At 73.6% G+C, this 22679-nt stretch carries 25 protein-coding genes and 1 pseudogene; 16 read left to right on the top strand and 10 right to left on the bottom strand.

Going from position 1 to position 22679, the window contains the following annotated elements; genetic code table 11:
- The first annotated feature begins 194 nt into the window (after positions 1–194).
- From ACIO9K_RS29915 to ACIO9K_RS29905, 3 genes and pseudogenes are all read left to right on the top strand, one after another.
- Positions 195–1298, top strand: a complete 1104-nt coding sequence (locus ACIO9K_RS29915) for an NADH:flavin oxidoreductase/NADH oxidase (protein WP_400334629.1) — start codon at positions 195–197, stop codon at positions 1296–1298.
- A 3-nt stretch (positions 1299–1301) separates the two neighbouring features.
- Positions 1302–1597: pseudogene (locus tag ACIO9K_RS29910) on the top strand (maleylpyruvate isomerase); the annotation flags it as partial.
- A gap of 113 nt (positions 1598–1710) precedes the next feature.
- The gene (locus ACIO9K_RS29905; protein WP_400334627.1) at positions 1711–2457 is read left to right on the top strand and encodes a hypothetical protein; all 747 of its coding nucleotides are present in this window, start codon (positions 1711–1713) and stop codon (positions 2455–2457) included.
- Positions 2458–2487: 30 nt separating this feature from the next.
- On the opposite strand, the gene ACIO9K_RS29900 is transcribed toward ACIO9K_RS29905, so the two are convergent.
- Together ACIO9K_RS29900 and ACIO9K_RS29895 are read right to left on the bottom strand one after the other, a co-directional pair.
- Positions 2488–3621, bottom strand: coding sequence for a HAMP domain-containing sensor histidine kinase (locus ACIO9K_RS29900; protein ID WP_363589083.1), 1134 nt, complete (start codon positions 3619–3621; stop codon positions 2488–2490).
- Complete coding sequence (locus ACIO9K_RS29895; RefSeq protein WP_063353004.1) at positions 3618–4289, bottom strand: response regulator transcription factor; 672 nt, start codon at positions 4287–4289, stop codon at positions 3618–3620. Before ACIO9K_RS29895 ends, ACIO9K_RS29900 begins: the two co-directional genes overlap by 4 nt.
- Before the next feature lie 189 nt (positions 4290–4478).
- Here ACIO9K_RS29895 and ACIO9K_RS29890 point away from each other — a divergent pair, with 189 nt between their 5' ends.
- Entirely contained in the window at positions 4479–5129 is a 651-nt protein-coding gene (locus ACIO9K_RS29890; RefSeq protein ID WP_400334625.1) for a M15 family metallopeptidase, read from the top strand.
- 192 nt (positions 5130–5321) lie between these two features.
- The gene (locus ACIO9K_RS29885) at positions 5322–6263 is read left to right on the top strand and encodes an endonuclease/exonuclease/phosphatase family protein (protein WP_400334621.1); all 942 of its coding nucleotides are present in this window, start codon (positions 5322–5324) and stop codon (positions 6261–6263) included.
- A gap of 48 nt (positions 6264–6311) precedes the next feature.
- On the opposite strand, the gene ACIO9K_RS29880 is transcribed toward ACIO9K_RS29885, so the two are convergent.
- The 4 genes from ACIO9K_RS29880 to ACIO9K_RS29865 form a co-directional block, all read right to left on the bottom strand.
- Positions 6312–7334, bottom strand: coding sequence for a hypothetical protein (locus ACIO9K_RS29880; protein ID WP_400334619.1), 1023 nt, complete (start codon positions 7332–7334; stop codon positions 6312–6314).
- Positions 7331–8221, bottom strand: coding sequence for a hypothetical protein (locus tag ACIO9K_RS29875; RefSeq protein WP_400334617.1), 891 nt, complete (start codon positions 8219–8221; stop codon positions 7331–7333). The genes ACIO9K_RS29880 and ACIO9K_RS29875 overlap by 4 nt, the downstream gene beginning before the upstream one ends.
- A complete protein-coding gene (locus ACIO9K_RS29870; protein WP_400334615.1) occupies positions 8218–9150 on the bottom strand; it encodes a hypothetical protein in 933 nt (310 codons plus the stop codon). The genes ACIO9K_RS29875 and ACIO9K_RS29870 overlap by 4 nt, the downstream gene beginning before the upstream one ends.
- Positions 9151–9237: 87 nt before the next feature.
- Positions 9238–10146: a hypothetical protein gene (locus tag ACIO9K_RS29865; protein WP_400334613.1), complete on the bottom strand. Its 909-nt coding sequence runs from the start codon at positions 10144–10146 to the stop codon at positions 9238–9240.
- A 335-nt stretch (positions 10147–10481) separates the two neighbouring features.
- Between ACIO9K_RS29865 and ACIO9K_RS29860 the strand changes: the two genes are divergently transcribed.
- The 4 genes from ACIO9K_RS29860 (at position 10482) to ACIO9K_RS29845 (ending at position 14585) form a co-directional block, all read left to right on the top strand.
- Entirely contained in the window at positions 10482–11450 is a 969-nt protein-coding gene (locus ACIO9K_RS29860; protein WP_363589069.1) for an ATP-binding cassette domain-containing protein, read from the top strand.
- A complete protein-coding gene (locus ACIO9K_RS29855; RefSeq protein WP_400334611.1) occupies positions 11447–12298 on the top strand; it encodes an ABC transporter permease in 852 nt (283 codons plus the stop codon). Before ACIO9K_RS29860 ends, ACIO9K_RS29855 begins: the two co-directional genes overlap by 4 nt.
- Positions 12299–12477: 179 nt before the next feature.
- Complete coding sequence (locus ACIO9K_RS29850) at positions 12478–13911, top strand: sensor histidine kinase (protein ID WP_400334609.1); 1434 nt, start codon at positions 12478–12480, stop codon at positions 13909–13911.
- Positions 13908–14585, top strand: a complete 678-nt coding sequence (locus ACIO9K_RS29845; RefSeq protein WP_363586833.1) for a response regulator transcription factor — start codon at positions 13908–13910, stop codon at positions 14583–14585. Before ACIO9K_RS29850 ends, ACIO9K_RS29845 begins: the two co-directional genes overlap by 4 nt.
- A gap of 32 nt (positions 14586–14617) precedes the next feature.
- On the opposite strand, the gene ACIO9K_RS29840 is transcribed toward ACIO9K_RS29845, so the two are convergent.
- The 3 genes from ACIO9K_RS29840 to ACIO9K_RS29830 form a co-directional block, all read right to left on the bottom strand.
- Positions 14618–15079, bottom strand: coding sequence for an SRPBCC family protein (locus tag ACIO9K_RS29840; RefSeq protein WP_363586832.1), 462 nt, complete (start codon positions 15077–15079; stop codon positions 14618–14620).
- Positions 15080–15318: 239 nt separating this feature from the next.
- A complete protein-coding gene (locus ACIO9K_RS29835) occupies positions 15319–15519 on the bottom strand; it encodes a DUF397 domain-containing protein (RefSeq protein ID WP_363625861.1) in 201 nt (66 codons plus the stop codon).
- Positions 15512–16345: a Scr1 family TA system antitoxin-like transcriptional regulator gene (locus ACIO9K_RS29830; RefSeq protein WP_400334606.1), complete on the bottom strand. Its 834-nt coding sequence runs from the start codon at positions 16343–16345 to the stop codon at positions 15512–15514. The genes ACIO9K_RS29835 and ACIO9K_RS29830 overlap by 8 nt, the downstream gene beginning before the upstream one ends.
- A 278-nt stretch (positions 16346–16623) precedes the next feature.
- Here ACIO9K_RS29830 and tgmA point away from each other — a divergent pair, with 278 nt between their 5' ends.
- The 7 genes from tgmA (at position 16624) to ACIO9K_RS29795 (ending at position 21783) form a co-directional block, all read left to right on the top strand.
- Entirely contained in the window at positions 16624–16884 is a 261-nt protein-coding gene (tgmA, locus tag ACIO9K_RS29825; protein WP_363625857.1) for a putative ATP-grasp-modified RiPP, read from the top strand.
- Positions 16884–17849, top strand: a complete 966-nt coding sequence (gene tgmB / locus ACIO9K_RS29820) for an ATP-grasp ribosomal peptide maturase (RefSeq protein ID WP_400334604.1) — start codon at positions 16884–16886, stop codon at positions 17847–17849. Before tgmA ends, tgmB begins: the two co-directional genes overlap by 1 nt.
- Positions 17846–18988, top strand: a complete 1143-nt coding sequence (gene tgmC / locus ACIO9K_RS29815) for an ATP-grasp peptide maturase system methyltransferase (RefSeq protein WP_400334602.1) — start codon at positions 17846–17848, stop codon at positions 18986–18988. Before tgmB ends, tgmC begins: the two co-directional genes overlap by 4 nt.
- Before the next feature lie 186 nt (positions 18989–19174).
- Positions 19175–19774 (top strand): 2'-5' RNA ligase family protein, encoded by a 600-nt coding sequence (locus tag ACIO9K_RS29810; protein ID WP_400334600.1) that lies wholly within the window; start codon positions 19175–19177, stop codon positions 19772–19774.
- Positions 19775–19872: 98 nt separating this feature from the next.
- Positions 19873–20529 carry a hypothetical protein gene (locus ACIO9K_RS29805; RefSeq protein WP_400334598.1) on the top strand — a complete coding sequence of 219 codons (657 nt, stop codon included), beginning with the start codon at positions 19873–19875 and terminating at the stop codon, positions 20527–20529.
- Between the two features lie 53 nt (positions 20530–20582).
- Positions 20583–21296 (top strand): helix-turn-helix domain-containing protein, encoded by a 714-nt coding sequence (locus ACIO9K_RS29800; RefSeq protein WP_400334596.1) that lies wholly within the window; start codon positions 20583–20585, stop codon positions 21294–21296.
- A 10-nt stretch (positions 21297–21306) separates the two neighbouring features.
- Positions 21307–21783 carry a hypothetical protein gene (locus tag ACIO9K_RS29795; RefSeq protein WP_400334594.1) on the top strand — a complete coding sequence of 159 codons (477 nt, stop codon included), beginning with the start codon at positions 21307–21309 and terminating at the stop codon, positions 21781–21783.
- Between the two features lie 65 nt (positions 21784–21848).
- On the opposite strand, the gene ACIO9K_RS29790 is transcribed toward ACIO9K_RS29795, so the two are convergent.
- A complete protein-coding gene (locus ACIO9K_RS29790) occupies positions 21849–22502 on the bottom strand; it encodes a methyltransferase domain-containing protein (RefSeq protein WP_363625849.1) in 654 nt (217 codons plus the stop codon).
- Positions 22503–22679: the final 177 nt, after the last annotated feature.

The following is a 22679-nucleotide window of genomic DNA, read 5'->3' as shown; positions in this document are numbered from 1 at the left end:
GGGCGGCGGGCCCGGGGGCCGTGGGGACCAGGATCGCGTGGGAGCGGGTCCGCCGGCAGGTGGCGACACCGGATAAAATGGCCAGCGCTTGCAAGCAATCAGCGTGCACAACTATTGTGGTGTCACACAAAGTGCACTTGCAATCATTCGAGAAGGTTTCCCCCGGCCCCGCCTCCGCCGACAGGAGTCCGCCCATGAGCACCACCCTCTTCACCCCCTACACCCTGAGGACCCTGACCGTCCCCAACCGCGTCTGGATGGCGGCGATGTGCCAGTACAGCGCCGCTCCGGACGGCGACGCGGCCGGCGCCCCGACGGACTGGCACTTCGCCCACGTCGCGGCCCGCGCCACCGGCGGCACGGGGATGATCATCATGGAGGCCACCGCCGTCAGCCCCGAAGGCCGCATCACCCCCTACGACCTCGGGATCTGGAACGACACCCAGGTCGCGGCCTTCCGGCGGATCACCTCCTTCCTGACGGCACAGGGCACCGTGCCGGCCCTCCAGCTCGCCCACGCCGGCCGCAAGGCGTCCACCGAGCGCACCTGGATCGACCGCGGCCGCGCCCTCGCCCCGGACGAAGCCCACGGATGGACGCCGCTCGCCCCCAGCGCCCTCCCCTTCGCCCCCACCCGGACCAGGCCCGACGAACTCACCGAGGAGCAGATCCGCGGGATCGTCCGGCAGTTCGCCGACGCCGCCCGGCGCGCGCTCGACGCCGGCTTCCGGGCCGTCGAGATCCACGGCGCCCACGGCTACCTGATCCACCAGTTCCTCTCCCCCCACAGCAACCACCGCACCGACGCCTACGGCGGCTCCTTCGAGGGCCGCATCCGCTTCGCCCTGGAGGTCGTCGACGCCGTCCGCTCGGCGTGGCCCGAGGACCTGCCCGTCCTCTTCCGCGTCTCCGCGACCGACTGGCTCACCGAGAACCCGCAGGACGGCCGCACCGGGTGGACCTCGCAGGACACCGTCCGCCTCGCCAAGGAACTCCTGGCCCACGGCGTGGACCTGATGGACGTCTCCACCGGAGGCCTCGTCCCCGACGCCACGATCCACGCCGGACCCGGCTACCAGGTGCCCTTCGCCGAGGCCGTGCGCAGCGGGGCCGGCATGCCCGTGGCGGCCGTGGGCCTGATCACCGACCCCGTCCAGGCCCAGGACATCCTCGCCGCCGGCAGGGCCGACGCCGTCCTGCTCGGCCGCGAGCTGCTGCGCGACCCGTACTGGGCGCGCCGCGCCGCCGCCGAACTCGGCGCCCGGGTCTCCACCCCCGTGCAGTACCACCTCGCGTAGCGGCGCCCCGGTACGGGCGGCCGGGGGCTCACGGCGGGCGACTACCTCGACGCGTACGTCCTGGAGTGGACGCTGCACCATCTCGGCCCGGTCGCGTTCCTGCCCCGGGTGCCGGGGCCGCCGGCGCAGGGGCTGCGGCGCTCGCGCGCGCTGCTGGCGGGGATCGCCGGGGCCGCGTTCCCCGCGTCGTTCTCCGACCGGGACGCGCTGCTGGTCGGGACGGGACGGCGCGCCCCCACCGGTGCGCAGCGGGCGCACCGGGCGCTCTGGCGGGGCGGTTGCCGCTGGTCCTGGGCTGATCGGCGGCTGGGCGGCGTCGGAAATTTTTGTCGGGTCCCTGTCTAGTTCGCTTGCGTCCTGGTGTGGTGGGATGTGCCCGTCACGGGATTGAGGGCGCTGACGGGGGTGCGCGGTGAGGGGTGGACGGCTGTGCGGGCTGGACGGGGACGCGGCGCGGCTTGCCGCGGCGGGCCTGGTCCGGCTGGGTGCGCAGGAGTGGGTGGGCGACGCGGCCGGGGCTCCGGCGTGGCTGGGGCGGATGCGGGCGGCGTCGTTCGCGGACGCCTGGCTGGCGTTCGGCGAGCCGCCGGTGCCGGGGCTGCGGGTGCCGGCCGGGGAGGTCCTGCGGGCGCTCGCGTACCGGGCGGCGGAGCTGGTGCTCCAGGCCCGCGAGGGGGACGTGCCGGCGGTGCTGGAGTGGCTGGGCCGGCGGTCGGCGGAGGCCCGTGAGCAGGCGGGCCGGGCGGAGGTGACGCACCCGGCCGAACCGGCCGCGCTCGCCCTGGTGTGGCACGGCGTCCAGGCGGTCACCGCCGGGGACGGGGACGGGGGCGGGGGCGGGGGCGGGGACGCTTCGGCGCACGGCCGGGAGGCGCACGGTCGGGAGGCCCAGGGCCAGGAGGCTGAGGGCCGGGAGGCGCACGGCCGGCGTATCGACGAGCGGGGCGAGGCGTACGTCCGGGAGCGGCACCGCCGCCGGGACACCCTGGCGCTGATGCTGGCCTGTGCCCGGATCGCGGCCGCCGCGCTGGTGGAGTCGTGCGGCGGCGATCCGGGCCGGGTGGACGGGTGGCTGGAGGAGGACGCGGCCCGGTACATGGCGCTCGGCGGCCCGGCGCCGCTGTGGGTGCCGGGCCGGCCCGGGCAGCCGACGGGGTGAGGCCGGGGCTCGGCGGGACGGCGGCCGGGCTCAGCGGGCGGGGAGGCTGAGGGTGGCGTGCAGGCCGCCGCCGGGGGCGGGGGCGAGGCCGAGGTCGCCGTGGTGGGCGTCGGTGACGGCCACGACGATGGCCAGGCCGAGGCCGTGACCGCGGCGGGCGGGGTCGGACTGGGCGGTGCGGCCGCGACCCCGCAGGAAGGGCTCGGTGAGGGTGGGGACGGTCTCGGGGGCCAGGCGGGGGCCGGTGTTGGTGACGGCGAGCCGGACCCGGCCGGGGCGGTCCGGATCGGCCCCGGTGGTGACGGTGACGGATCCCCCGGTCGGCAGGTTGTGGCGCAGCGCGTTCTGCAGCAGGTTGACGGCGGCCTGGCGCAGCAGGACCGGGTTGCCGGTGGCGGGGGCGGGCCGGCAGTCGGTGGTGACGGTGACGCCCAGGGCGGCGGCCTCCTCCTGGACGGCGGCGAGGGCGTCGCGGGTGGTGCGGGCCAGGTCGAGGGGTTCGAGTTCGGGGGCGGTGTGGCCGAGGTCGGCGAGTTGGAGGAGGGCTTCGCTGATCTCGATGCCGCGCTGGTTGGTGTCCTGGAGGCGGGCGACGAGGGTGGTCCAGTCCTGGCGGGCCGGGTCGGCGGCGGCGACCTGGAGCATGGTGCGGGTGATGGCCAGGGGGGTGCGCAGTTCGTGGGAGGCGTTGGCGGCGAAGCGCTGCTGGGCGTCGAAGGAACGCTGGAGGCGTTCGAGCATCTCGTCGAAGGCGTCGGAGAGGTCGGTGAACTCGTCGCGGGGGCCGGCGAGGGCGATGCGGTGTTCGAGTGCTCCGCTCGCGGCGCGGTGGGCGGCCCTGGTGATGTCCTGGAGGGGCCGCAGGACGCGGCCGGCGATGAACCAGCCGCCGATCGTGCCGACGGCGGTGAGCAGGGCCAGGGCGTAGCCGGAGATGGTGAGCAGGGAGCGGAGGATCTCCTGGCGGGAGGGGGCGGAGAGGCGGTCGCGGGGGTTGGAGGAGGTGAGCGGGTAGTTGGGGATGTAGCGCATGCCGACGTAGACGACGGCCAGGCAGAGGGTGCCGGTGATGACGGCGAAGAGGGTGTAGCTGAGGGTGAGCCGCAGGCGGGCGGTCAGGCGGCGCGGTCGCGGCGCGGGGCGGGTGCGGGGCGGGGCGCTCACGTGGGGGTGCCGTCGGTGAGGCGGTAGCCGACGCCGGGCACGGTCTGGATCACCCAGGGTTCGCCGAGTCGTTTGCGCAGGCCGGAGATGGTGATGCGGACGGCGTTGGTGAACGGGTCGGCGTTCTCGTCCCAGGCGCGTTCGAGGAGGTTCTCGGCGCTGATGACGCCGCCGCGTGCGGTCATCAGGACCTCCAGGACGGCGAACTGCTTGCGGGAGAGGGCGACGTAGCGGCCGTCGCGGTAGACCTCGCGGCGGAAGGGGTCCAGGCGCAGTCCGGCGTATTCGAGGACGGGGGGCGCGGCCTGGGCGGGGCGGCGGGCCAGGGAGCGCAGCCGGACGACGAGTTCGGCGAGGTCGAAGGGTTTAGTCAGGTAGTCGTCGGCGCCGAGTTCGAAGCCGGCGACCTTCTCGTTGAGGCGGGCGGCGGCGGTGAGCATGAGGACGCGGCAGCCCAGGCGGTGCTCGACGATGGTGCGGCAGACGTCGTCGCCGTGGGTGCCGGGGATGTCGCGGTCCAGGACGACGACGTCGTAGGTGTGGACGGCGAGGCGTTCGAGGGCGGCGTCGCCGTCCGTGACGATGTCGCAGGCGATCGCCTCCAGGCGCAGGCCCGCCTGGACCGCCTCGGCGAGGTAGATCTCGTCCTCCACCACCAGGACCCGCACGCGCTGTTCTCCCGTCCCGCTCTTGCTGTCGTTGCCGTTGCCGTTGCCGTTGCCGTCCATTGGACACGAACGGGCCTATCGAAAACGTATCGGCTAGTGCAGACGTCCTGGTAACACCGCTTTTCCTCCCATGGTGTGGCCGCCGGGTTTCCCCGTCGCGGCGAAAGTGACGAGCGCCGGGAGGCAGGGATGGACGGGACGACGCGCCAGGAGGCGACGCGGTGGCGGCCGGTGGGGGGCGGTCGGCGGGCGGTGGCCGTGGGCACCGGGGCGGTGGTGGTGCTGGCGCTGGCCGGCGCCTGCGCGGCCGCCGATCCGCCGGCGACCGAGGCGGCGCTGCGGACCCTGGCGGCCACCGTCGCGCCGTTCTCCTCCTCCCTCGCTCCGGGGTCCGGTTCCTCGGCAGGGGCGGACGGCGACATTCCCGACGGCACGACGCTGACCCCGTTCGACACCGGGGCGCCGGCGGTGGGCAACCTGGACGGGCCGCTGCTGGCAGCCGTCCAGCAGGCCGCCCGGGACGCGCGCGCCCAGGGCATCGAGATGACCGTCACCTCGGGCTGGCGCAGCACGGAGTACCAGCAGCGGCTGCTCGACAAGGGGGTGGCCAGGTACGGGAGTCTGGAGCGGGCCAGGCAGTTCGTGAACACGCCGGAGAAGTCGGCGCACGTCTCGGGCAAGGCGATCGACATCGGTCCGACCAATGCCGACTACTGGCTGATCCAGCACGGCGCGCGGTACGGCCTCTGCCAGGTGTACGCCAACGAGATCTGGCACTTCGAGCTGCTGACCAGCCCTGGCGGGACCTGCCCGGCGCTGTTGCCCGACGCGGCCGGGTAGGGGGCGTTCATGATCCGATCGCAGGAGGGGCTCGCGCCGGGGGCGGGGGCGGTCTCAAGGCCGGGAGCGGTGGCGGGGGCGGGACAGGGGACGGTGGGGGGCGCCTCGGCGGGTGTCTCCCGCCCGGGCGGCCGTCGATGCCGTCGGCGGCGGCAGCGGCGCGAGCCGGTCGGGCGCTGGCGGCGCGGCCGTGTGGCCGCCGCCGTGGCCCTGCTGACCGCTCTCGCCCTGGCCGGTCACCGGCGGGTGCCGAGCCTGGGCGTCCAGTTGGGGAGCCTGTGGGAGAGCGCCCTGCCCTGGGCCGGCGTCGTGGTGCCCGCCGTCCTGCTCGCCGCCGCGCTGCGGCGAGCGCCGGTGCCGGCGTGCGCCGCGGTGGTGCTGGCCGCGGTGTGGGCCGTCGTGCTCGGGCCGGTGCTCGCCGGCGGCGGCCCGCCGCCGGGGGGCGGTGCGGGCCCGACCGGCGGTGCGGGCCTGACCGGCGGTGCGGGCCTGACCGTGGTCACCCACAACGTGAGCGCGCAGAACCCGGACCCCGCCGGCACGGCCCGGGCGCTGCTCGCCGCCCGCCCCGACCTGGTCGCCCTGGAGGAGGTCACCGACGCCGCGCTGCCCGTCTACCAGCGCGTGCTGGACGCCGAACTGCCGCACCGCACGCGGATCGGCACCGTCGCGCTGTGGAGCCGCTACCCGGTGACCGACGCACGGCGGCTGACCATCGACCCGGGCTGGAGCCGCTCACTGCGGGCCGAAGTCCAGGCCCCTGGTGGGCCGTTGGCCGTGTACGTGGTCCATCTCGCCTCCGTCCGGCTCAACGTCACCGGCTTCGCCACCGCTCACCGCGACCGCAACCTCGCCGCGCTCGGCGCCGCGCTGGACGAGGAGCCGCTGCGCCGGGTGCTGCTGCTGGGCGACCTCAACACCGCCGCCGGGGACCACGCGCTCACCCCGGTCACCAGCCGGCTGAGCTCCGCGCAGGACAGCGCGGGCGGCGGCTTCGGGTTCACCTGGCCGGCGGTCTTCCCGCTGGCCCGGATCGATCACGTCATGACCCGGGGCCTGCCCGCCACCGCCGCCTGGACCCTGCCCGCCACCTCCAGCGACCACCTGCCCGCCGCCGCCCGGCTGACGGTGTGAGGGGCGTGCGGGCGGCGGGCGCGGGGGCGGCGGGCCCGGGGGCCGGTGTCAGGCGAGGAGGTCGGACTGGAGGGTGACCACCTGGCGGAAGGCCGCGTCCGGGACGCCGTCGGGGTTGGTCATGGTGACGACGGCGACGAGGTCGGAGGCGCAGAGGTAGGCGATGCGGGCGTTCGGGGTGCCCTTGGCGCCCTTCGCCGAGCTCTCCTGGGCGTCCAGGTGGACGCCCTCGACGGTGTCCCAGGCGCTGTGGGAGGTGCTCTTCGCGCCGGGCAGGGCATTGGGCTTGGCGTCGGAGCGCAGGGAGGAGAAGACGTTCCAGGACTCGAAGGAGGCGCCGAAGCGCAGCAGCCGGATCTGGGTGCGGGTGCCGTCGGAGGCCGTCCACTCCCGGACGGTGGCCGCCCGGCAGGCGTCCTGCAGGAGCAGCGCGCGGAGCTCGGCCGGGTCGCGCTGCTCGGCGAGGATCGCGTCGCAGGTGACCCAGTCGGCCGGAGCCTGGCCGGCGGGGGCCGTGGACGGGCTCGCGCCCGCCGAGGCCGAGGCCGACGTGGAGGCGGAGGCGGTCGGGCTCGGGGTCGCGCTCGCCGACGGGGTGCCGGTGGCCGAGGCGGTGGGAACCGGGTAGAGCGCCGGGGTGAGGCTGCCGCCGGCCTCCTTGGGGGCGGGCAGCAGCAGGTAGCGCAGGTCCGCGGCGTGCAGGGCGTTCTTGCCGCCCGTACGGTCCGGCGTGCTGCTGCCGGAGGGCAGCGGCGGCAGCGTCAGCGGCGGGAAGGTGTAGCGGCCGTCGCCCGGGGTGGCCAGGCCGGGCAGGTCGGTGCGCTCGGGGGCGGTGACGGCCAGCGCGGCGCCGGTGCCCGCGAGGGCGAACACCAGGGTGGCGGTGGCCCAGCGCGCGGCCGCCCTGCGGCGGGCGCTGCGCCGGGCGAGGCGGGCCTCGTGCTCCTCGGGGGTCTCCGCGGCGGGAGCGGCGGGGAACTCGGCGAAGGTGCCCGCGGGGGTCTCGACGGCGGCCTCAGCGGGGGTCTCGGCGGGGGCGGCGGGCTCGTGCGGGATTGCGTGGTCGGTCATGCGGACGCTCCCGGGCGGGCGAGGCGGTCGAGCTGCAGGGTGAAGAGGGCGACGATCCGGTCCTTGGGCAGCGGTGCCACGCCCTCGACGTTCATGACCACCAGGAGGTCGCCCTCGGCGGCCGAGCACTCCAGGTAGTCGATCGGCGCGGACGGCGGCGCCGGCATCAGGTAGCAGTGCGCCTCGGGGTGGCCCGGGATCTCCGGGCCGATCCGGAACAGGCCGGTGTCGCCGGTGAAGACCGCGGTGTACTCGTTGAGCTTCTGCACTTCCTGCTGGTTGAACTGGCGCAGCTTCAGGCCGACCACCAGGTCGTCCTCGCTGGTCCGGTACGTCCGCACGCCAGTGGCCTTGACGTGCAGGCCCTCCCAGTAGGAGCGGAGCTTGTCGCGCTTGTCCTTGGGGATCTGCTGGAGTTCGTCGTCCAGTTCGGCGGACAGGAACTCGGCGCCGAGTTCGGTGTCGTTGCCGTAGCCGCCCTCGTCCGGGCCGGGTTCGTAGCCGGCCGGGACGGGCAGCAGCAGGTCGCGCAGCGAACCGAAGTGGTTGCCGTTGGACTTGGCGCCGAACGGCGTGGCGGTCGCGGTCGGGACGGGCGCGGCGGACGGCCCGGCGGCGACGGCCGGGGCGGGGTCGTCGTACTGGGTCTTGATGATGCCGACGCCGATGGCCACCCCGGCCAGCGCCGCCGCTGCCGTCGCGGCGCCCGCGCGCAGCAGGCGGCGGGAGGCGGGGCGCGGGGCGGCGGGATCGGCGGCGGTCGGCGCGGCGGGATCGGCGGCGAACTGCTGCTCGGCGGCGGACTGTTCGACGGCGTCCGGGGCCGCCTCGGGGGCGGTCGGCGCCGGCGTGGCGGCCGGGGTCCCGGTCATGCTGTTGTCGGTCATACCAGCCGCTCCCATTGCTGCTTGGCGAGGTCCTTCACGACATCGGGGTTCACCGGCTTGGGGTCGAAGACCTCCACCACCATCGCCACCGTGCCGCGCTGGGCTACGGCCTGGCCGTAGTAGTACCGATCGGCGCTGTCGGCCCAGTACCTGGGTGCCTCGTCCACCCGGTAGCCGCCGTTGGCGCCGTCGGCGAACGGCTTCAGGTTGCGGGTGGTGCCGACGGCGTGCGTGGCGGCTTCGTTGGCGCGGTCCGGCGCGTACTGGACCAGCGACACGCGGTACCTGGTGTCGCCCTTCTTCCAGTCCACCTCGGCCGCGCGCCGGAAGCCCCGGGAGTTCAGGTCCTTGAAGTCGCGGACCGCGCTGTCGTTGTGCTCGGCGAGCTCGCCGACCGACACCCAGCTCGGCTTGTCCGGGAATTCTCCCCAGGCGGCGCTGCCGTCCGGGGCACCGATCAGCAGTTTGAGCAGGTCGCCGTCGATGGCCAGCGGCTTGGGCTGCTGGGCGGCGAAGGCGGTCGGGTCGACCGCCACGGCCGGGTAGGACGGGCGCGCGACCTGGATCGGCGGCAGCGGCGTCGGCGGGCGCTGGGCCTGGACGGCGTAGCCGACGCCGCCGCCGGCCAGGGTGCCCAGCACCAGGCCGGACACCGCCAGCAGCACCGGGCGCGGGCGGCGCGGGGCGCGGGGCGCCCGCTCGGGGGCGGGCGGCAGGAGCTCGGAGGCCGGCGCGTCGGACGGGAACGCCTCGGCGGAGGGCGGCGGTTCGGTGGTGAACTGCGGTGCGGTGAAAGGCAGTTCAGCGGCGGGTGGTTCGGTGGCGGGCGGTTCGGTGGCGGGCGGTTCGGTGGGCGCGGTGTGGGGCCGCGGCGGGGCGGCGGGCGCCGGCGCGGTGCCGGGCGGGGGCAGCGCGGGTTCGGTGGTCACGGGGTGGCTCCAGAGGAGGGTGGGAAGGACGGCGTCGGGACGGGCGGCGGCGCGGGTTCAGCCGCGTTCAACCGCGTTCAGCTGCGTTCAGCCGCCGGAGGCGAGCCACTCGCGCTGGCGCTTCATCAGCCCGCTCAGCAGCGCCTTGTCCGGTGTCCCCTTCACCTCGACGTCGATCGTGTACTGGACGTCGCCCTGGCTGGAGATGCCGGTCATCGAGCCGGTGTACGCCTGCTGCTTGGGCTTGTGCAGGTAGCCGTGGGCGTTCGGGTCGCCGTCGATGTCGATCGGGTCCTGCGACTTGAGGGTGTATCCCTGGACGAACTCGCGCGCCATCGAGGTGGAGCCGAAGCGCAGCAGGGTGACGGTGACCTCGGCCTTGCCGTCGGCCGTCCGGTACATCCGGGTGGCGCCCGACTGGTAGCCGTACGAGCCGAGGATGTCCATGATGCCGTCCTGCTTGCCGAACAGGTCGGCGACGTCGTCGTTGGTCATGGTCATCCCGTCCGCGGGCCCGTACGACTCGCCGCCGTCCGGGATCGGGAGCAGGAAGTAGCGCAGGTCGCCCTCGTGCTTGCCGCCGTTGACGGTCCCCTTGACGGTGCTGGCCGGCTTGGGGGTGGTCGGGGCGGCGGTGGGCGTCGGCACCGGTAGCGGGGTGGCGGAGGCCGTCGGGCTCGGACTGGAGGCGGTGGTGGTGGCCGGCGCGGGTGCGGCGGCGGCGGCCGGGCGGGTGTCCGGCCTGCCGACGGCGACGGTCACCGCGGCGCTGGTCGCCGTGACGGCAAGCAGGCCGGCGGTGGCCAGCGCGACGCCGACGGCGCGCGGCAGCCGGCGCGCGGCCGGTTCGGGTGCGGCGGCGTGCTGCGGCGCAGCGTCGGGCTGCGGTACGGCGGGGTGCTGTGGCGCAGCGGGGTGCTGCGGCACGGCGGCCGGTTCCGGCGCGGCGTCGGGCTGCTCCGGAACGGCGGCTGTTTCGTTTTCGGGCGCGGACAAGGAACTCCCCCGGGAAAATGTGGGATCTCGCGCGCGGACTTCCTCGCAAACCGCTCCCCCGGCGGTTCTCCGGACCGTCCATCACGCGTCTCAGCAGGCATTATGAGAGACCGTTCGCATCGCTGCCAACAAAGTTAATCGCCGCACTCCGGTCCAATACTCGATGAATCGGACACGTCGTGATGTAACCGCAACAGGCGGTCCTGGCGTGGTACCGGGGTACCGTGCCCCCTCCGATGATCGGTCCGGGGTACCACGGATCGCGCCGGCGCCGCGCCTAGCGTGGAGTGTGAGGGAGGCCGGGACGGTCCGGCCCCGGAGCGTAGGGGTGAGCGATGATCGAGGCGCACCAGCTGACGAAGCGGTACGGGGAGAAGACCGCCGTCGACCGGCTCGACTTCATGGTCAAGCCCGGCACGGTCACCGGCTTCCTCGGGCCCAACGGCGCCGGGAAGTCCACCACCATGCGGATGATCGTCGGGCTGGACGCGCCCACCAGCGGCTCGGTGCGCGTCAACGGGCGCCGTTACGCCGCGCACGCGGCGCCGTTGCAGGAGGTCGGGGCGCTGCTGGAGGCCAAGTCGATCCACCCGGGGCGCTCCGCGTTCAACCACCTCATGGCCCAGGCGCACACCCACGGCATCCCGCGCTCGCGGGTGGAGGAGGTCGTCGAGCTGACGGGGCTGCAGTCGGTGGCCAGGAAGCGTGCCGGGGCGTTCTCGCTGGGCATGGGCCAGCGGCTGGGGATCGCGGCGGCGCTGCTGGGCGACCCGGCGACGGTGATGCTGGACGAGCCGGTCAACGGTCTCGACCCGGAGGGCGTGCTGTGGATCCGCAACCTCCTCACCTCGCTGGCCGCCGAGGGCCGCACCGTCTTCGTGTCCTCGCACCTGATGAGTGAGGTCGCGCTGGTCGCCGACCACCTGATCATCGTCGGGCGGGGCCGGCTGCTGGCCGACACCACCGTGCAGGACCTGGTCCGCCAGGCCGGTGGCGACGTGGTGAAGGTGGCCAGCGCCGATCCGGCCCGGCTGCGCACGGCGCTGGCCGGGCCCGGGGTGGAGGTCACCGGCCGTTCCGGTTCGGAGGAGCTCCTCGTCACCGGCCTGGCCGCGCGGGAGATCGGCCTGCGGGCCGCCGAGCAGGGCATCGCGCTGTTCGAGCTCACCACCCGCACGGTCTCCCTGGAGGAGGCGTTCATGGAGCTGACCAGGGACGCCGTGGAGTACCACGGCACCACCACCGCGACCGGGCCCGCCGCCAGTGCGGGTGCCGGCGCCGAGTCCCCGAGGAGCGCGGCATGAGCACCATCGCACCGAGCCAGCCGTCCGCGGCCGCCGACCGGCGGCCCGCGCGCCCCGCCTACCGGGTGACGCCCGTGCGCGTGCTGCGCTCGGAGTGGGCCAAGCTGTGGTCGCTGCGCTCGACCTGGATCACGCTGGGCCTGGGCCTGCTGTTCCTGGTCGCGTTCGGGTTGATCGCCGCGTTCCAGTTCAAGTCGAGGATCACCTCGGGGCGCCCGATGGATCGGGGGGACTTCGCCGACGCCAGTGCCCTGAGCCTGTCGCTGTTCGGCACCAACTTCGCGCAGCTGGCGTTCGGCGTCCTGGGCGTGCTGGTCGCCGCGGGCGAGTACTCCACCGGCATGATCCGCTCCACCCTGGCCGCGGTGCCGCGCCGGCTGCCGGTGCTGTGGTCCAAGGCGGCGGTGTACGGCGTGGTGGTGGTGCTGCTGGGCACCGTCGGGGTGTTCGTCGCCTTCGCGGCCGACAGCGGCATCCTCTCCGGTACCCGCGCGGCGATGACGTTCTCCGACGCCGGCGTCCTGCGCGGCCTGCTGGGGGCCGGGCTCTACCTCGCCCTGGTGGGCGTGATCGGTGTCGCGCTGGGCGCGCTGCTGCGGTCGGTGGCGGGCGGCATCTCGGTGCTGGTGGCCTCGCTGATGCTGGTCCCCGGCCTGATCTCGCTGCTGCCCTCGTCCTGGCAGGACCACATCAGCCCGTACCTGCCCAGCAACGCGGGCCAGGCGATGTTCGCCCTGCACCACGACGCGACCACGCTGTCGCCCGCCGCGGGGCTGGCGGTCTTCCTGCTGTGGACGGTGCTCGCCCTGGCGGGCGCGGCCGTGCGCCTGGTGCGCAGCGACGCCTGAGGGCTGGGAGACTGCGTGGACGTCCCGGTGCGGTGCCCGTTCGAGTCGGGTGCCGCACCGGGCCCGTTTCGTATCCGTTCCGGGGTGAGCTGGACGAAGGTGACGTCCGTTCCGGGTGAGCTGGACGAAGGTGACGACCGTTTGCGGGTGAGCTGGACGAAGGTGACGACCGTTTGCGGATGGGCTGGACGAAGGTGACGACCGTTCCGGACGAGCTGGACGAAGGTGACACCGTGAGCGAGCACGACACCGCCGTGGGGGCGGGGGGCGACCCGCTGTCGGGGTACCCGGTGTTCGCGCGCCTGGCCCGGCTGGGGCAGCGGGCGCGGCAGGCGGACCGCGACCACCCGTGGGTGCTGGACACCGCGGTGGTGGCCGCGGTCTTCCTGCTGTTCTGCCTGCCGGACCTGCTGCCCTTCCACGACGGCGGGGAGCGGGCGCGCGAGCACCGGATCGTCTTCGCCCGCCCGCCGCTGGCGGCGCTGCTGGCCTTGCAGGCGGGGCTGCTGCTACCGCTGCTGTGGCGCCGGCGGCGACCGGCGGCGGCGTTCGCGGCGGTCGCGGCCGTGTTCGTCCTGCAGTGGTCGCTGGGGGTGGCGCTGCGCGCGGACGTCGCGCTGCTCGTCGCCCTCTACAGCCTGGCCCTGCACGGGAGCCTGCGGCACCTGGCGTGGGCGTGCGCGGCGATGACCGGCGCGTCGGCCCTGGTCGCGGTGGAGCTGTCCGGCGGGCTGCCGGTCGGGGACGCGCTGTTCTTCCTGTTCAGCGCGGCGACGGCGGCGGTGGCCGTCGGCATCGCCGTGCGCATCCGCCGGGCCCAGCTCGCCGGGCTGCGCGAGCGGGCGGCGCGGCTGGAGGTCGAGCGCGACCAGCGCAGCCGGCTGGCCACCGCCACCGAGCGCACCCGGGTGGCCCGGGAGATGCACGACATCATCGGCCACAACCTGTCCGTGATCATCACCCTGGCGGACGGCGGCGCGTACGCGACCGAGGCCTCCCCCGAGCGGGGCCGGGAGGCGCTGCTGCTGATCGGGGAGACCAGCCGCCAGGCGCTGGGCGAGCTGCGGCGCATGCTCGGTGTCCTGCGCGACCAGGGCGAGCAGGGCCCCGAGTTCACGCCGCAGCCGGGCATCGCCGATCTCGACGGGCTGTGCGCGCGCATCCGGGCCGCCGGGCCGCAGGTCGTGTACACCGCGCGCGGCGAGGTGGAGCGGCTGGACCGCGGGGTGCAGCTGATGGCGTACCGGATCGTCCAGGAGGCGCTCACCAACACCCTCAAGCACGCCGGGCCCGACACCCGGGCGCACGTGACGCTGGCCGCCGAGGGCGGCCGCCTGCGGGTGCGGGTGCGGGACGGCGGTCCGCCCGGCGGGGCGGTGCGCGGCGGTGCGGCGGGCGAGGAGGGGCACGGGCTCACGGGCATGCGCGAGCGCGCGGCCCTGTACGGGGGCACCGTCACCGCCGGGCCCGGGCCCGGGGCAGGATGGACCGTGGAGGCCGTCCTCGACCTCACCCCCGACGGACCCGACGGACCTGGCGGACCCGACGGACCCGACGGCCCCGGCGCCTTCACTCCCGATCCCGACCCCGACCCGACAGGCGGCCTGACGTGACCACGGTCCTCATCGTCGACGACCAGCCGCTCCAGCGGTACGGCTTCCGGATGCTGCTGGAGAGCCAGCCCGGCACGGAGGTCGTCGGCGAGGCCGCGCACGGCGCCGAGGCCGTGCGCCTGGCGGCCGACCTGCGGCCCGACGTCGTCCTGATGGACATCCGGATGCCCGGCATGGACGGCATCGAGGCCACCCGGCGCATCGTCGCCACCGGCGGGCGCTCGCGCATCCTCGTCCTGACCACCTTCGACCTCGACGAGTACGCCCACGCCGCGCTGCGCGCCGGCGCCAGCGGCTTCCTCCTCAAGGACGCCCGCCCGGAGGACCTCCTGGCCGGGATCCGCGCCGTCTCCGAGGGCGACGCCGTCGTCGCCCCCGCCATCACCCGGCGCCTCCTGGACGCCTACGCCCACCACCTGCCCGTGCGCCCGCCCGGCGCGGCCGCCGAGGACGATCCGCGGCTGAACGCCCTGACCGAGCGCGAGCGCGAGATCCTGGTCGCGGTCGGCCGGGGCTGGACCAACGGCGAGATCGCGCAGCGCCTGGTGCTCGCGGAGTCGACCGTCAAGACGCACGTCAGCCGGGTGCTGTCGAAGATCGGCGCCCGGGACCGGGTGCAGGCCGTGATCTTCGCCTACGACCGCGGCCTGAACCGGCCGAACCCGCCGGCCTGAGCCGTCCCGCTCCTGCCGCGGGGGGCGCGGCGTCAGGGGCGCTTCTTCGGGGCGGCTTCGAGGTCGGTGGCGGCGGCGGCCAGGATGGCGCCGAAGACGTGGGCGATGACGGGCTTGCCGACCCGGCGGGCGAAGGCCGCGCCGACGAGGGGGATGGGGAGCGCGAAGCCGGTCGTCCAGACGACCAGGGTGCCCTCGGGGACCTCCTCGAAGGTCATCCGGCCGAACTCGTGCCGGGCCGGCGGGAAGCTGCGGTCGACGGTGTAGTCGAAGCCGTGCGGGGCGTTGTAGGCGGTGATCCGCTCGTTGAACCAGCCGATCAGCCAGGTGTGCAGCCGCACGGCGCCCACCCCGTAGGGCGCGCCCTCGCCGGGCCGGGCCAGGCGCGCCCTGAGCACGAACGGGGAGCGGGTGTAGTTGGTGCTCGTGGCGCACCAGTCGAACACCTCGGCGATCGGCGCCGCGATGACCCGTCGCACGGTCACGGTTTCCATGGCTCGTCCCTCTCCTGCAGCGGGGGGCGCGGGTGTCTGCCGCGCCCTGTTCACCGATGAAGACCGGGCGCGGCCCGAAACCGTGACATCGGGTGGGGGCGTCCTCGGGGGTGGCGATGCCGCCTGCCTACCATTCGGCTCTGGGCGTGCGGGCCATGAGCAGGTCGACGGCGCGGTCGGTGGTGACGGTGCCGTCGAGGATGGCGACGACGAGTGCGGTGATGGGCGGCACGCGTACGTCAGACGTCGCCGAACTCTCCGGAGCGGACGGCGGCGACGAAGCTCGACCAGGCGTCGGCCGGGAAGACCAGCGCAGGACCGTGGGGATCCTTGGAGTCACGGACCGGGACAGTGTGGACTACATTCGCATCGACCTCGACGCAGTTCCCTCCCTGGGTGCTGTATGAACTCTTGTACCAGGTGACATTGCGATCATCCATGCTCAAAGCCTTTCCGCACGTTTCGAATGAACTCGATGCTCGCTGCTCGGGACAGCGCCTCGGCCTGGAGATGATCGTACTCACTGGCCCACTCGGCCAGCGTCTCCGGATCGCGTTCGAGGTAGCCGCGCCGCTGCGTCTCGCCGTACCCCACGATGGACCTGTTCGGCATGGTCAGCAACGTAATTGGATGCCCGAACGGGCGGTTCTCGCCTGCTGCGGTAGGGCACACCTGCACCAGAAAACGGGGACGTGCAGCGAGTGCTTCCAGGTGCCTGAGTTGCGCCACCATGACGTCCCGACCACCGATCGGCCGCCGTAGCGCCCCCTCATCTATCACCACCTGGACGTGCGGCGCCGGATCTCGGGCGAGGGACTGCTGTCGGAGCAGCACCTTCTCGGTTCGTTCGTCGGCCTGCTGCTGAGTTGCGATCCCCCTCAGGACAGGCGCCTCCTGAAAAACTCGGCTGTACTCGGGCGTTTGGAGCAAACTCGGAACCAGGTTGATCTCGAACAGTCTCAGGGCGATGGCTTTCGCTTCATTGCGCAGGTACTCATCGAAGCCTTCGAACAAGACCCGCCGACCGGACGTACTCCACTCCCTGAGGAACCTCTCTCCCGACCCGAACACTCGATCAAGTGCCGTTGAGATCTGTTGACTTGGTTTCCTTCGGCCGTGTTCGAGCGCGGAGATGTACGACGATGTACAGCCGATCAGCTCGGCAAGGTGCTCCTGAGTCCAGCCTCGCTGCTCGCGCGACGTGCGAAGTAGTACGCCGAACTCGGCGGCTGGGGATGTCGGGGGGTCAAGTTCCCGCTTGTTCAAGGCTGTTCGTCCTACCAATCTGACACTGTGGGACAAGTTGAACAGCTCCGCAGCCTAGAGGACAGTTGGCGCCCCCAGTAGTCGTCGGACTACGGAACGGAGTCGCTGTCGTGACGCGCAAACGCACCCCCGTGTCCCCTGGGCCGCGATACCGCCCGCAGGTCGGCGAACTGGTTGCGGACTTGAGGTCCGTTCCGACCGGGCGGGATCAACAACTCGGCCAACCGGCCGAGTTGTTGATCCCGTCAGCACCACCACGAAATGGAGGCGCAGCACAGATGACAACCGCACCGTGGGGTACCACCCGGATGGGGCCGTTCACGGCTACCGTCCCGGTCCCGCAGTACACGCCCGTCATCGACCCCGAGACGCAGATTGCGGTGATCGTGGACGAGCACGGACGCACGGTCGAGTTGGGCGGGCATGGCACCAGCACGAGCGGCCTGACGCCCACCACGACCACGCCCGACGGAAACCCGGGCGGGCCGACCGACGCCGACAGCACCGAGTCCTACGATCAGGACCAGAGCAACGGCTGATGAACGACCGAAGCGGGTCGGTGCTGGTGCTGACCAATCCCCTTGACGTGACCGCGGATGCGGTACTGCGGGTGCTCGCCGAGCGCCGAGTTCCGGTGGTCCGGCTCGATCCCGGCACCGACCTGCACACGGGTGCCTCGCTGATCGCCACGTACCGCACAGGCCAGCAGCAGGGCACTCTGCGCACCGCCAGCCGGGACCTCGACCTCTCCGCCGTCCGGTCCGTCTGGGTGCGCCGGGCCTCACCCTACGAAGGGCCCTCCGAACTGGACGGCCAGGACCGCCGGTTCGCCGCCGCGCAATCCCTGTGGGGTGCGGGCGGCATCCTCGCCTCGCTCCCCGCCGCACACTACGTGAACCACCCCTGGGCCAACCGTGCGGCCGAGCACAAGCCAGCACAACTGGCGGCCGCGCAGCGCTGCGGGTTCCCGGTCCCCGACACGGTGATCACGAACAGCGCGAACGAGGCGCGGGAGTTCGTGGCGGCCCGGGCCGCCGGGGCGGTGTACAAGCCGTTGTGGAACATCCCCTACTCGATCGGCGGGCAGCCTCACGCCGTGTGGGTACGCGAGGTCGATCCGGCCGACATCACCGACGCCGTGTCCGCCTGCCCGCACCTCTTCCAGGCGAAGGTGCCGAAGCTGTTCGACGCAAGGGTGACGGCCGTCGACAACCGCCTGTTCGGCGTCCGGATCGACAGTCCCGACCTCGACTGGCGGCGCCGCCAGGACCGGATGACGTGCACCCCGATCGACGTACCCGAGCCGGTCGCACGTTCGGTCGCCGCCTACCTCGGAGAACTTCGTTTGGCCTACGGCGCGTTCGACTTCGCCGTGACCGCCTCGGGCGACTGGTACTTCCTCGAATGCAACCCGAACGGCCAGTGGGCATGGCAACCGGCCGAGACCACCGAGGCGATTGCCCACGCCCTCGCCGACCAGCTACAGAAAGGCCGTGACGCATGAGCACACCGGCTGAACTCCGCACCGCTCTGGCCGACAGGCTCACCGAGGACGGCATGCTGACCGAACGCGAGTGGGACAGCGCGGTGAGGGCCGTTCCCCGAGAGCTCTTCGTCGGAACCTACTTCGCTCCGGTCGCCGGCAGCGTTCCGACTGTCTACCGACCCGTCCGTCCGGGCGAGCCCGGGTGGCTGGTGGGGATCTACGATGACCAGACACTGGTGACCCAACTCGACGGCCGCATCGGGCCCGAGGACACCGCTGGGGAGACCGTGACAGGCATCCCGTCATCGTCGTCCACCCTCCCGTCCGTCGTACTGCGCATGTGGCAGCAGTTGGGCGCCGAGGCCGGGCACCGGGTACTGGAGATCGGCACGGGCACCGGGTACTCGACCGCCCTCGGCGCACACCGCCTCGGGGACGCCAACCTCACCAGCATCGAGTACGACCCCACAGTCGGCGCGGCAGCGGCAACGGCGATCAAGACTGCGGGATTCTCCCCCCGGTTGATCATCGGTGACGGGCTGCGCGGCGACCCGGACGGCGGGCAGTACGACCGGATCATCGCCACCTGTTCTGTCCGGTACATCCCCCTCTCTTGGCTCCACCAGGTCAAGCCCGGCGGCCGAATCCTGGTCACCCTCTCCGGGTGGAGCTACGCGAACGCCCTCGTGCTGCTCGACGTGACCGGACCTGGCGAGGCCACCGGCCGGTTCCTGACCGGCCAAACCAGTTTCATGATCGCCCGCCCGCACGACCGACCGCCCCGCCCGACGCTGGACCTCCTGCCCGGCAAGGAACGTCCGACCCGCATCGACCCGGCGAAGCTGGACAGTTGGACGGGCGGTTGGGTAGCCCAACTTGCCGCACCCGGGGCAATCCGCATGGGTGTGGGGGCTCAACAGATCCTCTGGGACCTGGCCACCGGATCGCAGGCCCGGACGGCGCCCAACCCCACCGGCGGGTGGGCCGTGACTCAGCGCGGGCCCGTCGCCCTGTGGGACCAGGTCGAGCAAGCGGTTGAGACCTGGCAGGCGGCCGGTGAGCCGCACCAGGATCGCTTCGGGATCACCGTGTCGGCGGCCGGACAGCGGGTCTGGCTCGGCACCGAGGACGGGCCCGGATGGAATCTGCCCGTATAAACCTGGCCCAGCCCTGCGCCGAGCCGTGTCGCACCGTAATCAATCCATCATGGAATCCTCCCGTCCTGCGAGGGGGGAAGGGCCCCTGGAAACGGCCGACCGCCGTCCGGGAAGCCGCACGCGCCCTCTCCCCCGTGGCGCCGGCTGGTGCTTGGATCGGCGACCATGACTGACACTCCCTCACGTATGGCCGACCACTGGTGGTGGCGGCCCGGCTGGACCACGGGTACCCGCTGGTACACCTGGCACCTGGTCTTCGACGGCGCCGACGACCTCCACGGCCTCGCCGCCGACTACCGCCACGCCTTGGCCGACGTCCCCGGCCTCGACCTCGTCCCCGACCGCTGGCTCCACCTCACCATGCAGGGCCTCGGTTCCACCGACGAGGTGAGCGCGGCCGACGCCCGCGCCATCGTCGACGCCGCCACCAGCCGCCTTGCGAAGATCCCCGCCTTCGACCTCGCACTGGGGCCCGCGATCGTCGCCCCCGAGGCCCTGCTCCTCACCGTCGACCCCGCAGAGCCCGTGCGCGCCGTCCGCTCGGCCATCCGCGCCGCCATCGCCGACGTCTGGCCCGAAGTCCCCGAACAGGCCGACGGCTTCCGCCCCCACGTCTCCGTCGCCTACTCCAACGCCGACGGACCGGCCCAGCCCGCCGCCGACGCCCTTGCCGGCGTCACCACCTACCCCGCGACCGCCCGCATCGCTTCCGCCGAACTCATCGTCCTCGGCCGTGACCGGCGGATGTACGAGTGGGAGGCCGCCGCCCGCGTGCCGCTCGGCTGACAAGAGGCGGACCGGGCGCGGGCCGAAACCGTGGCGTCGGGTGGGGGCGTCCTCGGGGGTGGCGAGGGTGGGCGGGTGAACGGGGAGAGGGGGGCGGGGTGGGACGCGAGGCTTCCGTGGAGTGGGGGGCGCTGCACCGGCGGTGTGCGGTGGGTGTGGTGGCGGGGGTGGCGGTGCTGGGGGGCGCGGCCGGGCCGGTGGTGTGGGCGGGGTCGCAGGACCTGCCGGGCGATCGGCGGTGGTGGCTGGTGGTGTGCGGGGTCGCCCTGGTGGCGGCCGTCGGTGCCTCGCTGCCGCTGCTGCGTCAGGTCGCCGCCGTCGAGTACGCCGCCGCGTTCGTGGCGCTGGTGGTGCTGCTCGCACTCGCCCTGGGCACGGTGTTCGCGGCGGCGCAGGCCGCCTACGCCGTCCGGACCAGGCTGCACGAGCCGCCCGGCGTCACGGCCACCGTGACGGGCTGCCGGACGACGGGCCGGGAGCTGGACGACCAGAACCAGGGCCACGACGTCTACGGCTGCACGTACCACTGGAGCGCCGGCGGCCGGGAGTTCAGCGAGGAGCGGCCCACCGGGAAGCTGTATCCGGACGGCCACGAGACCAGGGTGTGGCTCGCCGGCGAGCGGATGATCACGGGCCGGCCGAGCCTGCTCGGGATCCCGCTGTGGATCGCGCTCGCCCTGGCCGGGCTGGTGGGCACGGTCCGGTTCGCGATGGCCCTGGCCTGGAAGGCCCGCGAGGTGGGCCTGCGGCGCTAGGGGGTGGCCGGAATCCGGGGTGGCGGGCGCGGCGCTCTGGCAGCATCGGGCGGATGGGGCAGCGGGAGGGGATCGGGCGGCGCTTCGTGGTGGGCGCGGGGTACGCGCTGTACCGGGGGCCGTTGGCGGACAGTACGTCACATCGGCACGCCGCGTTCCAGGTTGCCGTCGCGCCGGCGGGCGGCGAGGTGACGATCGTGGACGGGGCCGGGGTCCGCCACCGGGGCGCGGCGGTGGTGGTGGCGCCGATGGTGTGGCACCGGATGGCGCCGGTCCGGGAGGTGTCGGCGTTCTTCGTCGATCCGCACTGCGCGTTCGCGGACCGGCTGCGGGCGGGGTGCGGTGACGGTGTCACCGTGGCACCCCAGTGGCGGGACCTGGTGGAGGAGGACCTGTGTCCGTCCGGGGTGCTGCCGTCGGCCGAGGTGGACGTGCGGCTGTGGGCGGCGATGGAGGCGCTGACGGACCACCGGGTCGCGCTGCCGGGGCTGGCGGCGCGGGTGGGGCTGTCGCCGCAGCGCCTGCGGGCGCTGGCGCGGCGGCAGTTGGGGGTGCCGCTGGCGCGCTGGCGGATCTGGCGGCGGCTGGCCCGCGCCGCCGACGCGCTGGGCGAGGGGCGCACGCTCGCCGAGGCGGCGCTGGCGGGCGGCTTCGCGGACCAGGCGCACTTCAGCCGGCAGATGCGGGAGATGACGGGGCTGACGCCGTCCGCGGTGCTCCCGGTGCTGCGCGCCTCGGGCCGGGCGGGCGCCTCGGACCCGGCGTAGCCTCGTCCGCATGTGTCTGATGGTGTGGATCGGAACCGAACAGCCCGTGCTGCCGATCCCCTGCACCGCCGGTCCCCAACTCGGGACCTGCTACTGCGGGGTTCGCGAGATCGCCGCCGACGCGCCCGTTCGAGCCCGCTTCACTTCACCGCACGTGACCTACGTCGGCTCGCACGAGGGCTGCGGCTGCGGATTCAACAGCTCCCGGTTCGAGTGGGAGGGGTTCACCGACACGGCCGACGCGATGGCGCTCGTCGACGCGATGCGGGACGAGGAGCGCGAGGAGTTCCTCGCTCAGAAGCACTCCCGGGAATTCCTGGCGGCGCTGGTGTCCGCGGCCCTCCCGCACGGGAGGGTCGACATATACATGTGCTGGGCCGGGGACGAGGACGAACCGCCCGACCGCGTGGAGAGCATCGAGACACGCCGGCTGACGGAGCGTTTGACCCCACTCCAGGAGCGGGTGAAGTACACGACGCCCGGCTGAGCAGGAGGCGCGGGCCCGCCGGCGTACCCGTGGTCACCGGTCGCACGGGGGACCCGACGGGCGGCCTACGCGCGGCGGGCGACGTAGAACGACAGCGAGCCGGTGAGCGTGGCGACGGTCTCGGTCTCGCGCACGCCGTGGAAGCCGGCCTCGGTGATCAGCCGGGGCAGGATGCCGTCGGCGTTGGGCTGGGTGTCCTCCTTGCCGTCCGCCAGTTGCACGATGCGGAACGCCAGGCGCATGGCGGCCGTGCGCTGGCGCCCGAAGTCGGCGATGACGAGCTTGCCGCCGGGGCGCAGCGCCGTGTGCATGGAGGCGAGGACGGCCTGTTTCATGGGGATGGGGCACTGGTGGAGGACGAGGCTGGAGACGACGGTGTCGGCCGTTTCGGCGCCCACGAGGTCGGCGACGGCGTCGCCCATGCCGATGTGCCATTCGGGGGTCACTCCGGCGGCGGCGGCCTTGCGGCGGGCCACTTCGAGGGTGGTGGGGTCGGGGTCGACGCCGATGACGCGGGCGCGGGGTTCGACGCGGCCGAGGAGGACGGCCAGTGAGCCGGTGCCGCAGCCGACGTCGAGGATCACGTCGTCGGGGCGGGGGGCCACGTGCATGGCGAGCAGGCTGCGCCACAGGCGTTCGCGGGTGAGGGAGACGATGGGGTCGTAGAGGCGTACGGGGCCGAGGCGGCCGGCGGCGGGGGTGAAGGCGCGATCGGTCATGGGGGTCAGTGTCGGCCGGGGGGTGTGGTGGCGTCTTGAACGAATCGCTCGCCGGGCGGGGCGGGTTGGGGTTTCCGGGCCGGTTGCGGGGGTCGGTTGCGGGGGTCGGGTTCCGGCCCTCCGAGGGCACATAGAAAGTCTATCGACATATGACGTTGGATGACTTATCGTGATCGT

Origin of the sequence: Kitasatospora sp. NPDC087271, assembly GCF_044744605.1 — a bacterium.
In the GTDB taxonomy this organism is placed as follows: domain Bacteria; phylum Actinomycetota; class Actinomycetes; order Streptomycetales; family Streptomycetaceae; genus Kitasatospora.
The sequence above is the reverse complement of the archived record's forward strand: the minus strand, read 5'-3'. Positions and strand labels throughout refer to the sequence as shown.

Bases quoted from the DNA above. Each gene is read 5' to 3' on its own strand.
- ACIO9K_RS29880 (WP_400334619.1), bottom strand. From the start codon at position 7,334: ATGACCGACCACGCAATCCCGCACGAGCCCGCCGCCCCCGCCGAGACC.
- ACIO9K_RS29890 (WP_400334625.1), top strand. From the start codon at position 4,479: ATGGACGGGACGACGCGCCAGGAGGCGACGCGGTGGCGGCCGGTGGGG.
- ACIO9K_RS29850 (WP_400334609.1), top strand. From the start codon at position 12,478: ATGGGCTGGACGAAGGTGACGACCGTTCCGGACGAGCTGGACGAAGGT.
- ACIO9K_RS29795 (WP_400334594.1), top strand. From the start codon at position 21,307: ATGTGTCTGATGGTGTGGATCGGAACCGAACAGCCCGTGCTGCCGATC.
- ACIO9K_RS29860 (WP_363589069.1), top strand. From the start codon at position 10,482: ATGATCGAGGCGCACCAGCTGACGAAGCGGTACGGGGAGAAGACCGCC.
- ACIO9K_RS29810 (WP_400334600.1), top strand. From the start codon at position 19,175: ATGGCCGACCACTGGTGGTGGCGGCCCGGCTGGACCACGGGTACCCGC.
- ACIO9K_RS29855 (WP_400334611.1), top strand. From the start codon at position 11,447: ATGAGCACCATCGCACCGAGCCAGCCGTCCGCGGCCGCCGACCGGCGG.
- ACIO9K_RS29915 (WP_400334629.1), top strand. From the start codon at position 195: ATGAGCACCACCCTCTTCACCCCCTACACCCTGAGGACCCTGACCGTC.
- tgmA (WP_363625857.1), top strand. From the start codon at position 16,624: ATGACAACCGCACCGTGGGGTACCACCCGGATGGGGCCGTTCACGGCT.
- tgmB (WP_400334604.1), top strand. From the start codon at position 16,884: ATGAACGACCGAAGCGGGTCGGTGCTGGTGCTGACCAATCCCCTTGAC.
- ACIO9K_RS29790 (WP_363625849.1), bottom strand. From the start codon at position 22,502: ATGACCGATCGCGCCTTCACCCCCGCCGCCGGCCGCCTCGGCCCCGTA.
- tgmC (WP_400334602.1), top strand. From the start codon at position 17,846: ATGAGCACACCGGCTGAACTCCGCACCGCTCTGGCCGACAGGCTCACC.
- ACIO9K_RS29835 (WP_363625861.1), bottom strand. From the start codon at position 15,519: ATGGATGATCGCAATGTCACCTGGTACAAGAGTTCATACAGCACCCAG.
- ACIO9K_RS29800 (WP_400334596.1), top strand. From the start codon at position 20,583: ATGGGGCAGCGGGAGGGGATCGGGCGGCGCTTCGTGGTGGGCGCGGGG.
- ACIO9K_RS29840 (WP_363586832.1), bottom strand. From the start codon at position 15,079: ATGGAAACCGTGACCGTGCGACGGGTCATCGCGGCGCCGATCGCCGAG.
- ACIO9K_RS29875 (WP_400334617.1), bottom strand. From the start codon at position 8,221: ATGACCGACAACAGCATGACCGGGACCCCGGCCGCCACGCCGGCGCCG.